Source organism: Roseovarius roseus (assembly GCF_043355935.2).
GTDB classification, from domain to species: domain Bacteria; phylum Pseudomonadota; class Alphaproteobacteria; order Rhodobacterales; family Rhodobacteraceae; genus Roseovarius; species Roseovarius roseus.
The window spans coordinates 24,426-38,146 of record NZ_JBHFPE020000004.1 but is presented as its reverse complement, the minus strand read 5'-3'; the positions used below and the strand labels follow the sequence as shown (position 1 = coordinate 38,146).

The 13,721-nt window shown below is 64.5% G+C and carries 14 protein-coding genes, 1 tRNA gene and 1 other RNA gene; 6 read left to right on the top strand and 10 right to left on the bottom strand.

Going from position 1 to position 13,721, the window contains the following annotated elements:
- The first annotated feature begins 35 nt into the window (after positions 1–35).
- Positions 36–1,856 (top strand): M3 family oligoendopeptidase, encoded by a 1,821-nt coding sequence (locus ACEWPL_RS08465; RefSeq protein WP_393931313.1) that lies wholly within the window; start codon positions 36–38, stop codon positions 1,854–1,856.
- 226 nt (positions 1,857–2,082) lie between these two features.
- Complete coding sequence (locus ACEWPL_RS08460; protein WP_393931311.1) at positions 2,083–2,418, top strand: hypothetical protein; 336 nt, start codon at positions 2,083–2,085, stop codon at positions 2,416–2,418.
- Positions 2,419–2,446: 28 nt separating this feature from the next.
- Here the strand turns inward: ACEWPL_RS08460 and ssrS are convergent.
- A non-coding RNA gene (gene ssrS / locus ACEWPL_RS19525) (6S RNA) lies at positions 2,447–2,602 on the bottom strand.
- A gap of 77 nt (positions 2,603–2,679) precedes the next feature.
- On the opposite strand from ssrS, the gene ACEWPL_RS08455 reads away from it, so the two are divergent.
- A complete protein-coding gene (locus ACEWPL_RS08455) occupies positions 2,680–3,123 on the top strand; it encodes an MmcB family DNA repair protein (protein WP_393931309.1) in 444 nt (147 codons plus the stop codon).
- A 7-nt stretch (positions 3,124–3,130) separates the two neighbouring features.
- Here ACEWPL_RS08455 and ACEWPL_RS08450 read toward each other — a convergent pair whose 3' ends face one another.
- A complete protein-coding gene (locus ACEWPL_RS08450) occupies positions 3,131–3,313 on the bottom strand; it encodes a DUF6324 family protein (protein WP_393931307.1) in 183 nt (60 codons plus the stop codon).
- A 161-nt stretch (positions 3,314–3,474) separates the two neighbouring features.
- On the opposite strand from ACEWPL_RS08450, the gene ACEWPL_RS08445 reads away from it, so the two are divergent.
- Positions 3,475–3,551: transfer RNA gene (locus tag ACEWPL_RS08445), tRNA-His, on the top strand.
- Between the two features lie 8 nt (positions 3,552–3,559).
- Here ACEWPL_RS08445 and ACEWPL_RS08440 read toward each other — a convergent pair.
- Positions 3,560–3,871 carry a DUF6476 family protein gene (locus ACEWPL_RS08440; RefSeq protein WP_393931305.1) on the bottom strand — a complete coding sequence of 104 codons (312 nt, stop codon included), beginning with the start codon at positions 3,869–3,871 and terminating at the stop codon, positions 3,560–3,562.
- On the opposite strand from ACEWPL_RS08440, the gene ACEWPL_RS08435 reads away from it, so the two are divergent.
- Both ACEWPL_RS08435 and rpoH read left to right on the top strand, forming a co-directional pair.
- The gene (locus tag ACEWPL_RS08435; protein WP_393931303.1) at positions 3,870–4,919 is read left to right on the top strand and encodes a pseudouridine synthase; all 1,050 of its coding nucleotides are present in this window, start codon (positions 3,870–3,872) and stop codon (positions 4,917–4,919) included. The two genes, ACEWPL_RS08440 and ACEWPL_RS08435, sit on opposite strands and share 2 nt — an antisense overlap.
- Before the next feature lie 144 nt (positions 4,920–5,063).
- Positions 5,064–5,960, top strand: a complete 897-nt coding sequence (gene rpoH / locus ACEWPL_RS08430) for an RNA polymerase sigma factor RpoH (protein WP_393931301.1) — start codon at positions 5,064–5,066, stop codon at positions 5,958–5,960.
- Between the two features lie 81 nt (positions 5,961–6,041).
- On the opposite strand, the gene nusB is transcribed toward rpoH, so the two are convergent.
- Genes nusB through ACEWPL_RS08395 form a run of 7 tightly spaced genes read right to left on the bottom strand, consistent with a single transcriptional unit; the run spans position 6,042 to position 13,712 of the window.
- On the bottom strand, positions 6,042–6,524 hold the full coding sequence (gene nusB, locus ACEWPL_RS08425; protein WP_393931299.1) for a transcription antitermination factor NusB: 483 nt from the start codon (positions 6,522–6,524) through the stop codon (positions 6,042–6,044).
- Positions 6,521–7,066: a 6,7-dimethyl-8-ribityllumazine synthase gene (locus ACEWPL_RS08420; protein ID WP_393931297.1), complete on the bottom strand. Its 546-nt coding sequence runs from the start codon at positions 7,064–7,066 to the stop codon at positions 6,521–6,523. Before ACEWPL_RS08420 ends, nusB begins: the two co-directional genes overlap by 4 nt.
- A gap of 4 nt (positions 7,067–7,070) precedes the next feature.
- On the bottom strand, positions 7,071–8,204 hold the full coding sequence (gene ribB, locus ACEWPL_RS08415) for a 3,4-dihydroxy-2-butanone-4-phosphate synthase (RefSeq protein WP_393931294.1): 1,134 nt from the start codon (positions 8,202–8,204) through the stop codon (positions 7,071–7,073).
- A 56-nt stretch (positions 8,205–8,260) separates the two neighbouring features.
- Positions 8,261–9,670, bottom strand: a complete 1,410-nt coding sequence (gene murD / locus ACEWPL_RS08410) for a UDP-N-acetylmuramoyl-L-alanine--D-glutamate ligase (protein WP_393931292.1) — start codon at positions 9,668–9,670, stop codon at positions 8,261–8,263.
- Positions 9,671–9,693: 23 nt separating this feature from the next.
- Positions 9,694–10,776: a phospho-N-acetylmuramoyl-pentapeptide-transferase gene (gene mraY, locus ACEWPL_RS08405; protein ID WP_393931290.1), complete on the bottom strand. Its 1,083-nt coding sequence runs from the start codon at positions 10,774–10,776 to the stop codon at positions 9,694–9,696.
- Entirely contained in the window at positions 10,777–12,216 is a 1,440-nt protein-coding gene (locus ACEWPL_RS08400) for a UDP-N-acetylmuramoyl-tripeptide--D-alanyl-D-alanine ligase (protein ID WP_393931288.1), read from the bottom strand.
- Positions 12,213–13,712: a UDP-N-acetylmuramoyl-L-alanyl-D-glutamate--2,6-diaminopimelate ligase gene (locus ACEWPL_RS08395; protein ID WP_393931286.1), complete on the bottom strand. Its 1,500-nt coding sequence runs from the start codon at positions 13,710–13,712 to the stop codon at positions 12,213–12,215. The genes ACEWPL_RS08400 and ACEWPL_RS08395 overlap by 4 nt, the downstream gene beginning before the upstream one ends.
- Between the last annotated feature and the right edge of the window lie 9 nt (positions 13,713–13,721).

Genomic DNA, 13,721 nt, shown 5'->3' with positions numbered 1-13,721 from the left:
TGTCTAACGCAACGCATTTTTCAGGAGCTTGCCCGATGATCCATCTTTCCCAGCCCGCCCATGACGCCAACGCCAATGCAAAGGGGAAGGATCTGGGCGATCTGCCGGAATGGGATCTGAGCGATCTTTACACCGCCCCGGACGCGCCTGAACTCAAGCGCGACATGGACTGGCTTGAGTCCGAATGCGCCGCCTTTGCCGCCGATTACGAGGGCAAGTTGGCGGATCTGGACGCGGATGGCCTGCTGAAATGCATCCACCGCGACGAGGCGATCAGCAATATCGCCGGGCGCATCATGTCCTTTGCCGGTCTGCGCTACCACCAGCTGACCACCGACGCCTCGCGCACGAAGTTCCTCTCGGATGTGCAGGAAAAGATTACCAATTTCACCACACCTCTCGTCTTCTTCACGCTTGAGCTGAACAAGCTGGATGAGGATCACCTGTCGGGCCTTCTGGAGCAGAACGCCGATCTGGCCCGCTACAAGCCCGTACTGGACCGCATCCGCGCGATGAAGCCCTACCAGCTATCGGATGAGATGGAGAAGTTCCTGCACGACATGGGCGTCGTCGGCGACGCGTGGGAGCGGCTTTTTGACGAGACGATTGCCGGGCTCACCTTTGACGTCGACGGCGAAGAACTGGGCATCGAGGGCACGTTGAACCTTCTGACCGAGCAGGACCGCTCCAAGCGGGAGGCGGCGAGCCGCGCGCTCGCCCGCGTCTTTGGCGAAAACATCCGAACGTTTTCCCGCGTGCACAACACGTCAGCCAAGGAAAAGGAAGTCATCGACCGCTGGCGCGGCATGCCTACTGCCCAGACCGGACGGCACCTTGCCAATGATGTCGAGCCTGAGGTGGTTGAGGCGCTGCGCGACGCGGTCGTCGCCGCCTACCCCAAGCTGAGCCACCGGTATTACGAGCTCAAGCGCAAATGGCTGGGCCTCGACCGCATGCAAGTCTGGGACCGCAACGCCCCCCTTCCGATGGAGCAGACCAAGATCGTCGGCTGGAGCGATGCGCGCGATACGGTGATGAACGCCTACACCGAGTTCGATCCGCGCATGGGCGATCTGGCGCAGCCCTTCTTTGACAAGGGCTGGATCGATGCCGGCGTCAAGCCGGGCAAGGCGCCGGGTGCCTTCGCGCATCCGACGGTGACGAACGTGCATCCTTACGTGATGTTGAACTATCTTGGCAAACCGCGCGACGTGATGACGCTGGCGCATGAGCTGGGGCACGGCGTGCATCAGGTGCTGGCGGCGGATCAGGGCGAGCTGTTGTCCTCCACCCCGCTCACTCTGGCCGAAACGGCCTCGGTCTTTGGAGAGATGCTGACCTTCCGCCGGATGCTGGAAAATGCCAAGGACAAGGCCGAGCGCAAGGTGATGCTGGCCGGCAAGGTCGAGGACATGATCAACACGGTCGTGCGGCAGATCGCCTTTTATGATTTCGAGTGCAAGCTGCACGCCGCCCGCCGCGAGGGCGAGTTGACACCGGACGATATCAACGCGCTCTGGATGTCCGTGCAGGCGCAGTCACTGGGACCGGCCTTCGACTTCATGGACGGGTACGAGACATTCTGGGCCTATATTCCCCATTTCGTCCATTCGCCCTTTTACGTCTACGCCTATGCCTTCGGCGACGGCCTCGTGAACGCGCTCTACGCCGTTTACGAAGAAAACCCCGATGGCTTCGAGGACAAGTATTTCGACATGCTGAAGGCGGGCGGGTCCAAGCACCACTCCGACCTGCTCAAGCCCTTCGGCCTTGATGCGAGCGACCCGAAGTTCTGGGACAAAGGCCTCGACATGATTTCCGGCATGATAGACGAATTGGAGGCGATGGAGGACTGAGCGCGCCCACCTCCGAACACAAGACGGGGCGCCTTGGCGCCCCGTTTTCTTACATCGAAAAAGCGCGCGGAATCTCCGGCTCAAACATGCCGACGACAATGCCCGCCGTGGCTGTCTAGCCACGGCCACATCACGTTAAGGTATATCGGCTAATTATCGCCGGGCCGCTTGCGCTGCCGCGTATCCAGACTATTTTTAATAAAGAGCAATCATTGGGGGATGATACATGCCAAAATCCAGTCTCATCCAGTTCGGACGGGCCTACGCCCGCCACGCAGTCGCAGGCTTTGCGATGGCGGCGGCGATGGTGGCTCTGCTATTCTGGCTTGATACCGGTCAGTTGCAGCATGTCGTGGCCCTCTCCGGCGGTGTCTGGAGCGCCGCAGCCCTGATGTGGCTGGCGATCGGATCGGTCTTTGCCGGTCTGAAATGCGCCATGGCCCGCAATGGTGGCAAGGACGATGATGATCACGGACCGCGCGGTGGCGGCGGTCACCGGGAGTACGACGATGGCCAGATGATTCCCATCCCGGTCGAGGCCCGCAGCCGCGAGCGCCGTTGAGCGCCAGTCATCAAGGTTGCGCGAAAGTGGCGGGCCCGCACGCAACCGTTTGGTTCCTCATTCCCGAGAGCCTGCATATACAGGTGGGCGCCGGGTAACCTGACCAGGGCCAGGACAGAGCCAGCTCCCTCGGAAGTGATTAAGGCCACTGGAATGAAACCGATCACGAGAAGGGCAGAACCCGCCACTGCCTGAGATAGGCCTCATCGGGGCCCACGACAAGGGGTTGCAGATGTTCGGCCTTTGTTCATAATTGCGGCCATGCAGGAAACGTCTCTCATCCTCCGCCAGCCCGGCCAGATCTTGGCGCGCGGCGTGTGCCGCCATCTGGACGAAATGAACTTTGCTGCGCTTGAGGAATATGTTCCCGAGCGGGGGCGCCGCGTCGATGTCATGGCGCTGGGACCCAAGGGTGAGCTATGGGTGATCGAGTGCAAATCCAGCCGCGCCGATTTCATGTCCGACAGCAAATGGCATGGTTATCTGGACTGGGCCGACCGGTTTTTCTGGGCCGTCGATGCCAATTTCCCGGCTGAAATTCTCCCAGAGGAAACCGGCTTGATCCGGGCCGACGGCTATGGCGCCGAAATCATCCGGATGGGCCCGGAGACCAGGTTGGCCGGCGCACGGCGCACCGCCGTCACGCGCAAGTTTGCCCGCGACGCTGCGCGGCGCCTGCAAGGCTGGCGCGATCCGAAGGTGTGACTTTATGTCAAGAGGCCGCTGCGCCTTTGGCGGCGGCCATGATCTCGGCCGCGATCTCCTCGGCCTCTTCGGGGGTGAAATCCATCGGGATCTCCACGCCCTGCGATTCGACATAGATTCGCACCATGCCCTGATCAGTCGGCCCGATCTGCAGGTTGGCCTCGACGTCGCGTTCGCTGTTGATGCCCATGATGCGGCTCCTTTTCGCTGCCGGCGGGGATAGCCCGGCACGCCCGGATTGGCAAGGCGCATCCCCCCTGCGTACGGCATCGGCCAAGGGCAAACAGGCACGCATATTCACGCGCTTTTGGGTTGCAATCATGCGGCGCCGGGGCTAAATCGGCCACCAGTGCCGCCTTAGCTCAGTTGGTTAGAGCGCTTGATTGTGGATCAAGAGGTCCCCCGTTCGAGCCGGGGAGGTGGTACCACCCTCACTTCATTGGGAAATGTCGATGCGGATCGTCTGGCGCAGCTGGCCAGTGGTGCGGTCATAGACCAGGATCTCGTCCGTTTCGGTGACCACAGCATACCAGTCATCCCCTTGGGTAAAAGCGGCAGGCGCGGCGCCCTCGGGCAGCGCGATTGCGTCCGGCAGCGTCACATCGGCCCCGCGCGCGAAGCGGGTGACAAAGAGCGCCACGATCACTATGAACCCGATGATCATGGTCGCGGACAGCACGGTGACCAGCACGCGCAGATATCGCACCATCGCCGGATCGACCGGCTGCATCTGGGGATCTTCATCCATGGGCTCGACCTCTTTGACTGTGCGGATCGGTATGGACCCGCCGCCGCGCCTTGACAAGGCGCTGGCGCGTGACGTGCCTGAGGATGCGGCCTTGTCGCGCACGCGCCTCACAAGGCTGATCGCAGAGGGGCAGATCCGCATCAACGGCGCCGTGGTGACCGACCCCAAGGCACGCGTGGCCGAAGATGACGAGGTCGTCATCACCGTGCCCGTGGCCGAGGATACGCATATCCTGCCCGAGGATATCGAGTTGGATATCCTCTACGAGGACGCGGATCTGCTGGTCGTCAACAAACCTGCGGGCATGGTCGTCCACCCTGCCCCCGGCACGCCAGGCGGCACGCTGGTCAACGCCCTTCTGCATCATTTCGGTGGCGATCTGTCCGGCGTCGGCGGGCAGAAACGGCCCGGCATCGTGCACCGCATTGACAAGGACACCAGCGGCCTTCTGGTGGTGGCAAAATCCGATGCGGCGCATCACGGGCTTGCCGCCCAGTTTGCCAAACACACGGCGCAGCGGCGCTATATCGCGCTCTGCCACGGCACGCCCGAGGCGTCGGACCCGCGCCTGCGCGGCCTGCGCGGCGTGGATTTCGAGCCGGGCAACATCCTGCGCATCGTCTCGCACCTGGCGCGCCACCGCACCGATCGACAAAAGCAGGCCGTGTGCTGGTCAGGTGGTCGGCATGCCGTCACCCGCGCCCGCACGCTGGAACGGTTCGGCACGCCGGGCGCCTGTGCGCTGCTGGAATGCTGGCTGGAGACAGGACGCACGCATCAGATCCGCGTACACATGGCCTATGCGGGCCACGGCCTGATCGGCGATCCGGTCTATGGCGCGGGCCGCAAGCTGGCGCAGAAGGCGCTGCCGCCCGCCGGGGCCGCGATGGCGCAGGGGTTTGGCCGGCAGGCGCTGCATGCGGCCAGCCTGGGGTTCGCCCATCCGCTGAGCGGCGAAGAGATGCTGTTCGAGGCCCCCCTGCCCGCCGACATGACCGAACTGATTGCCGCCCTCACACCGGATCCCGATCCCAGCACGGTTGCGTGAGCACGCTGTCACATGGCTGGCGCAAGGAACGAGCGCGGTTCATGATAAGTTAAGTCAATGATGCGACACGCATTGAAAACGCGCGAGGCAGCGCCCAAATAGATGTTAAAGCCGTAAACATCACGGCATGCAAAGGGGCAAGATATGGCAAATTACGCAAATCTGCCGGCACCGACGCCGGAAGGCGGGCTGAACCGATACATGCAGGAAATCCGCAAATTTCCGCTGCTCGAGCCCGAAGAGGAATATATGCTGGCCAAACGCTGGGTCGAGCAGGAGGATACTGAGGCGGCGCACCGCATGGTGACGTCGCACCTGCGACTCGCGGCCAAAATCGCGATGGGGTATCGCGGCTACGGCCTGCCGCAGGCCGAGGTGATCTCGGAGGCGAATGTGGGCCTGATGCAGGCTGTCAAACGCTTCGATCCTGAAAAGGGCTTTCGCCTAGCGACCTATGCGATGTGGTGGATTCGCGCCAGCATTCAGGAATACATCCTGCGCTCGTGGAGCCTTGTGAAGCTCGGCACCACCTCGGCGCAAAAGAAACTGTTCTTCAACCTGCGCAAGGCCAAGAACAAGATCGGCGCACTCGAAGAGGGCGACCTGCGTCCAGAGAACGTCAAGAAAATCGCTGTTCAGTTGGGTGTGACCGAGGCCGAAGTCATCTCGATGAACCGGCGCATGTCGGGTGGCGATGCGTCGCTCAACGCCACGGTCGGCTCCGAAGGCGAAGGCACGATGCAATGGCAGGACTGGCTTGAGGACGAGGACGCCGATCAGGCTACCGACTACGAAGAGCGGGATGAGCTGACCGCGCGTCGCGAGATGCTGGCCGAGGCTATGGACGTGCTGAACGACCGCGAGAAGGACGTGCTGACCCAGCGCCGCCTCAGCGACCAGACCGTCACTCTGGAAGAGCTGAGCGGGCAGTATGATGTCAGCCGCGAACGCATTCGCCAAATTGAGGTGCGCGCCTTTGAGAAGCTGCAGGAGCGTATGCGCGAACTGGCTCAGGAAAAAGGCATGATGGCAGACGCCTGAGCGGCGCCCTCACCGCAAAAACGCAAAGCGCCGCGTCCGGCTTGGACGCGGCGCATTTTCGTTGCGGAACATGACTGCGGGCTAGAACGCCTCGGGCCGCGCCTCGCGCGCCATGTGATCCAGCACCGCATTGACGAATTTCGGCTCCTTCCCTTCAGGGAAAAAGCTGGTCGCGACGTCGACATACTCGGTGATGATCACGCGCGGGGGCGTCTCATCGCCCAGAAATTCGGCCCCGGCGGCGCGAAACAGCGCGCGCAGGGTCGGGTCGATCCGGGCGATCGGCCATTTGGCCACCAGCGCGCGGTCGGTCATCTGGTCGATGGGCCGCTGCTGATCGACGGCGCGGTCCAGAACCATGCGAAAATGATCCTGATCCCCCTCGATCATATCGGTCTCGTCATCGAATTCCGCGCCGAAACGGTGATCGAGGAATTCCAGATAGACGGAATTCACATTCTGGTCCGAATGCTCCATCTGGAACAGCGCCTGCACGGCATAGAGCCGCGCGGCCGAGCGCATCTTGCGCCGCTGATTGCCGGAAATAGATGCCGCGTCTGTCATGCCGTGGGAGTATCCTTGGGTTTGCCCGCAATCTGCAATTCGTCCGCGCCGGGCATAAAGCCGACGCCCTTGCGCGGCGCGCCCCATTTACGGGTCAGCGCGATCAGATGCAAGGCGGCGGCGGCGGCCCCTGCCCCCTTGTTCATGCGCGCGGGATCGGCCCGCACCTCGGCCTGATCGCGATTTTCAACCGTTAGGATGCCGTTGCCGATGCACACCCCTTGCAGACCCAACAGGGTAATGCCGCGGCTGGAATCGTTGCAGACCGTCTCGTAATGCGTCGTCTCGCCGCGAATGACGCAGCCGAGGGCAACATAGCCGTCGAAATTGCTCAGACGCTCGGCGATGCCGATGGCCGTGGGCAACTCCAGCGCGCCGGGCACCTCGACCAGGTCATAAGTCGCGCTCGTCGCCTCGATCTCGGCCACGGCGCCCTTGATCAGATTGTCCGCGATGTCACGGTAAAAGGGCGCGACGGCGATCAGCAGTTTCGCGGGCCTCTCAAGTTCTGCGCGGGGCATGGTATATTCGGTGCCGGCCATCGCCTTATCCTTTGCTGAGCGGGCGCGTGCCCGTGATCGAGATGCCATAAGCGTCAAGGCCCAAATAGCGCGTCTCGGGATTGTCGGTCACGAGGATCAGCTCGTGGATGCCCATGGTCGACATGATTTGCGCACCAAGGCCGGTATGCTTGATGGTGCGCGGGCCGTCCTCGTCCAGCTCCTCGGCCAGTTCGGGCCGGGGCTGGCGGAAGAGGAAGATAGCGCCGCGCCCCTCGTCCGCGATGATCTGCATCGCGCTGCGCAGTTTGCCCGCGGGCGCGCCGCCAATTCCCAGCACGTCCTCAAGAGCATTCAGGGCATGCGTGCGTGCCAGAACCGGCGCACCGTCGGTCAGATCGCCCTTCACCAGCACGACATGCTCGGTCCCGCTGATCTGATCAGCAAAGATCCGCATCTCCCACTCACCGCCGATATGGGCGGTCACCTTTTCACGGCGCAGCTCGCGCACGAGGTTGTCGTGCTTGTGCCGGTAGGCGATCAGATCGCTGATCGTGCCGATCTTCAGCCCGTGTTCCTTGGCGAACTCGATCAGGTCGGGCAGGCGCGCCATGGTGCCGTCGGCCTTCATGATCTCGCAGATCACGCCAGAGGGGTTCAGCCCCGCCAGCCGCGCGATATCGACGGCAGCCTCCGTATGACCGGCGCGCACCAGCACGCCGCCCTGCCGCGCACGCAGCGGAAAGATATGGCCGGGCGTCGCCAGCGCGGCCATCGTGTTCTGCTCGTTGATGGCGGTGGCCACGGTATGCGCGCGGTCGGGCGCCGAGATACCTGTAGACACGCCCTCGCGCGCCTCGATCGACACGGTAAAGGGCGTCTCGTGGCGCGAGGAATTGTTGACGGCCATCATTGGCAGGCCCAGGCGATCCACCCGCTCGGCCGTCATCGGCAGGCAGATCAGGCCGCGGCCATGCGTTGCCATGAAGTTGATCGCCTCGGGCGTCGCGAATTCGGCGGCCACCACCAGATCGCCCTCATTCTCTCGGTCCTCATGATCGACTAGGATAAAGATCCGGCCCGCGCGCGCCTCTGCAATGATCTCCTCGGTGCTCGACATGGCCGTGCGCAGGTCGGCTTCGACCGGGCCGGGCGTTCTGTAGGCTGTGCTATCGGGCATGTGACCCCCAAGAAATCTCTGGAAACGTTCGCCGCCCGAGATAGCGCGCGCAGCCGCTATTGACCAGAGCCGAGTGCCGCGGCCACGCAGGCGGCGAAATCCTCGCCGCGCCGCTCGAAACTGTCATATTGGTCAAAGCTGGCGGCGGCTGGCGCCAGCAGCACGGTATCGCCCGGCTGCGCCTCGGCATGGGCACGGCGCACGGCCTCGGCCATGGTGGTGCAGACCTGCGCCTCGATCCCCTCCAGTTGCATCGCGAAATGCGCGGCCTCGCGCCCGATGACATAGGCGCAGGCCACATTGCCCAGTGCGGGGGCCAGCGCGCTCAGCCCGCCCTGCTTCTCCAGCCCGCCACAGATCCAGCGGATGCTCCTGAACGCCTGCAGCGCCTTCAGCGCGCTGTCAACATTGGTCGCCTTGCTGTCATTGACGTAAGCGACGCCATGCGCCTCGGCGATCACCTGGCTGCGATGCGGCAGGCCGGGATAGGAATGCATGGCCTGTTCAATCACGCGGGGCGCGAGGCCGATGGCGCGGCAGGCCGCATAGGCAGCACAGGCGTTCTGGTGGTTGTGCGCGCCTGGCAACCCCTTGATGGGGCGCAAGTCGATGCTGCCCGCCTGCCGACCCTTGCGATACTCGCTGAGGAACCCCTTGCGCGCAAAGACCTGCCAGCCCGGGCCGGTGAGCTTTTCCGCAACGGAGACCCGGATCACCCGGTCATCCGCCGCGCCCTCGCTCAGTTGCCCGGCGAGGAAACGCCCCTCGGCTTCGTCCACGCCGATGATGGCGCGGTCCGGCCCGCCCTCGGCAAAGAGGCGGCGCTTGGCCGCGAAATACCCGCCAAGGCCGCCATGACGATCGAGGTGATCAGGGGAAAGGTTGGTAAAGATCGCGATGTCGGGCGTCAGGGCGCGGGCCAGCTCGGTCTGATAGCTCGACAGCTCCAGGACCACGGCGCCGCCATCCTGAGGCGGGTCAATATCCAGCACGCCGCGCCCGATATTGCCCGCCAGCTGCGCATCGCGCCCCGCCTCGCGCAGGATGTGATGAATCAGCGCTGCGGTCGTGGATTTGCCGTTGGACCCCGTGACGGCAATGACGCGCGGCGGCTGGTCAAAATCATTCCACTCCGCGCCCGCGAAACTGCGAAAGAAAAGGCCGATATCATTGTCCACCGGAACGCCCGCCGCCTGCGCGGCAGCCACGATTCGGTTCGGCGCCGGGTAGAGATGCGGAATGCCGGGGCTGACGATCAGGCACGCGATGCCGTGAAACGCGCCCTCGCGGCCAAGGTCCAGAACCTCCAGCCCGTATTCCTCGGCCTTGTCCCGCGCGGCCTCGTTATCGTCCCAGCAGACAGGCGTGGCGCCCCCCGCCTCAAGGCTGCGCGCCGCCGACAGGCCCGAGCGGCCAAGGCCGAGAATGGCGACCCGAGCGCCCTCGTATCCGCGAACTGGTATCATGGCTTTCCCCCCGGAACCTGCGCCTAGCGCACCTTCAGCGTCGCAAGACCAATCATCGCGAGGATCAGCGCGATGATCCAGAAGCGGATGACGATCTGAGGTTCGGCCCAGCCTTTTTTCTCATAATGGTGGTGGATCGGGGCCATCAGGAACACGCGCTTGCCCGTGCGCTTGAAGTAGAGCACCTGAATAATGACGCTGAGCGCCTCGACCACGAAGAGGCCGCCGACGATGGCCAGCACGATCTCGTGCTTGGTGGCCACGGCAATCGCGCCCAGTGCGCCACCAAGGGCGAGCGATCCGGTGTCGCCCATGAAGACGGCGGCAGGCGGTGCGTTGTACCACAGAAAGCCAAGGCCGCCGCCGACAAGGCCCGCGACGAAAATCAGGATCTCGCCGGTGCCGTCCACGTAATGCACATCGAGATATTCAGTAAAATCGACGCGGCCCACGACATAGGCAATGACGCCCAAAGTGGCCGAGGCGATCATAACGGGCATGATCGCCAGCCCGTCGAGGCCGTCCGTAAGGTTCACCGCATTGGCCGCGCCAACGATCACGATCATGGAAAACGGCACAAAGAAGAGGCCCAGATTGATCAGCGTATCCTTGAAGACCGGCAGCGCCAGTTGGTATTGCAGCGCCTCGGGGTGATAGGCCGATGCCCAATAGGCCGCGATGGCGGCGATGAGAAAGCCGAGCGCGAGGCGCAGCTTGCCGGGAACGCCCTTGTGGTTCTGCTTGGACACCTTGGCATAATCATCGGCAAAGCCGATGGCGCCAAAGCTGATCGTGACGAAAAGGACGACCCATATAAAGGGGTTATCGAGCCGCGCCCAGAGCAGCGTCGAGGTCAGCAGCGCGCCGACGATCAAAAGCCCGCCCATGGTCGGCGTGCCCGCCTTGTCGAAATGCCCCTCAGGCCCGTCGGTGCGGATAGGCTGCCCCTTGCCCTGCCGCTTGCGCAGGACGTTGATCAGCGGCGGGCCGAACAGAAAGCCGAAGATCAGCGCCGTCAGGAAGGCGCCGCCCGTGCGGAACGTGATATAACGGAAAAGATTGAAGAAATCGCCGCCATCGGACAGGGCGGTGAGCCAGTACAACATTCAATCATCCCTCGTCTGGGGGCAGTTTGCCCGCCGCGATTTGCGCAGAGCGTCGACAATGACGCTCACCTTGCTGCCCTTCGATCCCTTGATCAGCAGCACGTCGCCCGCGTCTATCACGCCATGCACCTTGAGCGCCAGTTCCTCGGCTGTCTCGTGCCACCGCCCTCTTTGCGCGCGCGGCAGCGCCTTCCACAGCGCGCGCATGCGGGGGCCGACGCAGTGCACGGTGGTCAACGCGCCGATGTGCGGCAGCTCCACCAGTGCGCGGTGCATCTCGGCCTCGCCCTCGCCCAGTTCCAGCATGTCGCCGAGGATGGCGATGCGACGGCCCTTGGCGATGCGTCCTATATTGTCGCGCGGGGTGCTGGCCGCCAGCACCTCAAGCGCGGCTGCCATCGAAGTGGGGTTGGCGTTGAAAGCGTCGTCTATCAGGTCCAGCGTCCACTCCTCGTCGCCGCTGTCCAGCTCAAGCACCTCGCGGGTGCCGCGCCCGGCGGGTGGCTGCCAGCGCGCAAGATCGGGCGCGGCAAGGCCCGTGTCGGCGCCCAGCGCGTCGCAGGCAGCCAGCACGCCAAGACCGTTCATCGCAAAGTGACGGCCCGCCGAGCTGATCTTGAAGATGACTGGCGCGCCGCCCAGATTGGCGCGCACGATGGTGCGGTCATTGGCCAGACTGACATCGTCCAGATGATACATGTCGCTGGCGATGCCGAAGGGCACGATCCGCGCGCCAGCCCGCTTGGCCGCCTCGACCAAGATCGGCGTCGTGGGCAGATCGGCATTGATGATCGCGGTGCCGCCGGGCTCCAGCCCCTCGAAGATGGCCGCCTTTTCACGGGCGATGCCTTCGATATTGTCGAACGCCTCCAGATGGGCGGCGGCGACGGTGGTGATCATCGCCACATGCGGGCGGGCCATTTTACTCAGCGGGCCTATCTCGCCGGGATGGTTCATGCCGATCTCGATAACGGCGAATTCCGTGTCCCGCGGCATCCGCGCAAGCGTTAGCGGCACGCCCCAATGGTTGTTGTAGCTGGCCTCGGCGGCATGGGTGCGGCCCTGAGCCGAGAGAACATCGCGCAGCATTTCCTTGGTCGAGGTCTTGCCCACCGAACCGGTCACCGCAACGACGCGGGCCTCCGTCCGTGCGCGGCCCGCGCGGCCCATCGCGCCCAGCGCCTCCAGCACATCCGGCACGATGAGAAGGGGCGCATCCTCGCCGACGCCCTCGGGAACCCGGCTGACCAGCGCCGCGGCGGCGCCCGCCTTCAGCGCCTGCGCGACGAACTCATGCCCGTCGCGGGCGGCGGCGAGGGCGACGAAGATATCGCCGGGCGACAATGTGCGGGTATCGATGGACACGCCATTCGCCGTCCAATCGCCCTGAAGGCGGCCCCCGGTGGCAGCCGCGGCCTCCCTCGCCGTCCAGAGGGTCACGCGCCCTCTCCCGCTTGGGCAGAATCGAGCGCCATGACCGCGACGCTGGCCTGCTCGGCGTCGTCGAAGGGCAGAACGTCAGTGCCAACCGTCTGGCCCGTCTCATGGCCCTTGCCCAGAATGAGCAGCGCATCGCCGGGCCCCAGTGCATCGACGCCGCGCAGGATGGCCTCGGCGCGGTCGCCGACATTGGCGGCCTCGGGGCAGCCTTCCATCACGGCGGCGCGGATGGCACTGGGGTCTTCGCTGCGCGGGTTGTCGTCGGTGACGATCACGAGGTCGGCGTGCTGCGCCGCCGCCTGCCCCATCAGGGGGCGTTTCTTCGCATCGCGGTCACCGCCCGCACCGATGATGGCAACGAGGCGGCCCTGCACATGCGGACGCAGCGCCTCGATCGCGATGGCGACGGCATCAGGCGTATGGGCGAAATCGACGAACACCGCCGCGCCGCTCCGCCGTGTCGCGGCCAGCTGCATCCGGCCGCGCACTGTCTGCATCTCGGGCAGGACTTGGAACACGCGGTTCGCATCCGCGCCCGCGCCGATGGCAAGGCCTGCGGCAACAAGCAGATTTTCGCCCTGAAACCCGCCGATCAGCGGCAGATCGATCTGCTGGATCTCGTCCAGCCACGAAAAGCGCAGCGACTGCCCCGTCGGATTGAAGCGCTGGCTGAGCAGCCGCAGCTGCGCCGTGTTGTGCCGCCCCACCCGCAGCACGTCCTGACCGCGCGCCTCGGCCAGATCGGCCATGTCGGCGCCCTTGGGATCATCCATGTTGATCACGGCCACGCCGCCCTCGGGCAGAACGCGGGTGAAAAGCGCCGCCTTGGCATCGAAATAGGCCTCGAACGTGTGGTGATAGTCCAGATGGTCCTGGCTGAAATTGGTGAAGGCGGCGGCGACCAGTTGCACCCCGTCGAGGCGGCGCTGATCGAGGCCGTGGCTCGACGCCTCCATCGCGGCATGGGTGACGCCTGCATGGGCGGCATCCGCCAGCACCTTGTGCAGGGTGATTGCATCGGGCGTCGTATGCGCCAGCGGCGCGGCATAGCTGCCCTCGACGCCGGTTGTGCCCACGTTGATCGCCTCAAGTCCCATCGCCTGCCAGATCTGGCGCGTGAAACTGGCGACGGATGTCTTGCCATTGGTGCCGGTCACCGCGACCATCACCTCGGGCTGCGCGCCGAACCAGAGCGCGGCGGCGCAGGAGAGCGCGGCGCGCGCATCCTCGGTCACGACCAGCGCGGCGTTGGATCCGGCCAGCACATCCTTGGCGATTCTCGCGCCCTCAGCATCGGTCAGGATGGCGGACGCGCCCATGCGCAGCGCATATTGGATAAATTCGCCGCCATGCACCCGCGTGCCCGGCAGCGCGGCAAAGAGGCTGCCATCGCGCACCTGGCGGCTGTCGATCACCAGTCCCGTCACCTTGGCCTGCGCGCCGTTCTTGGCCGCAATCCCCAGCTGCGCCAATGTCCTTGCCTGCCCGCCGCTCATACTCTGCCC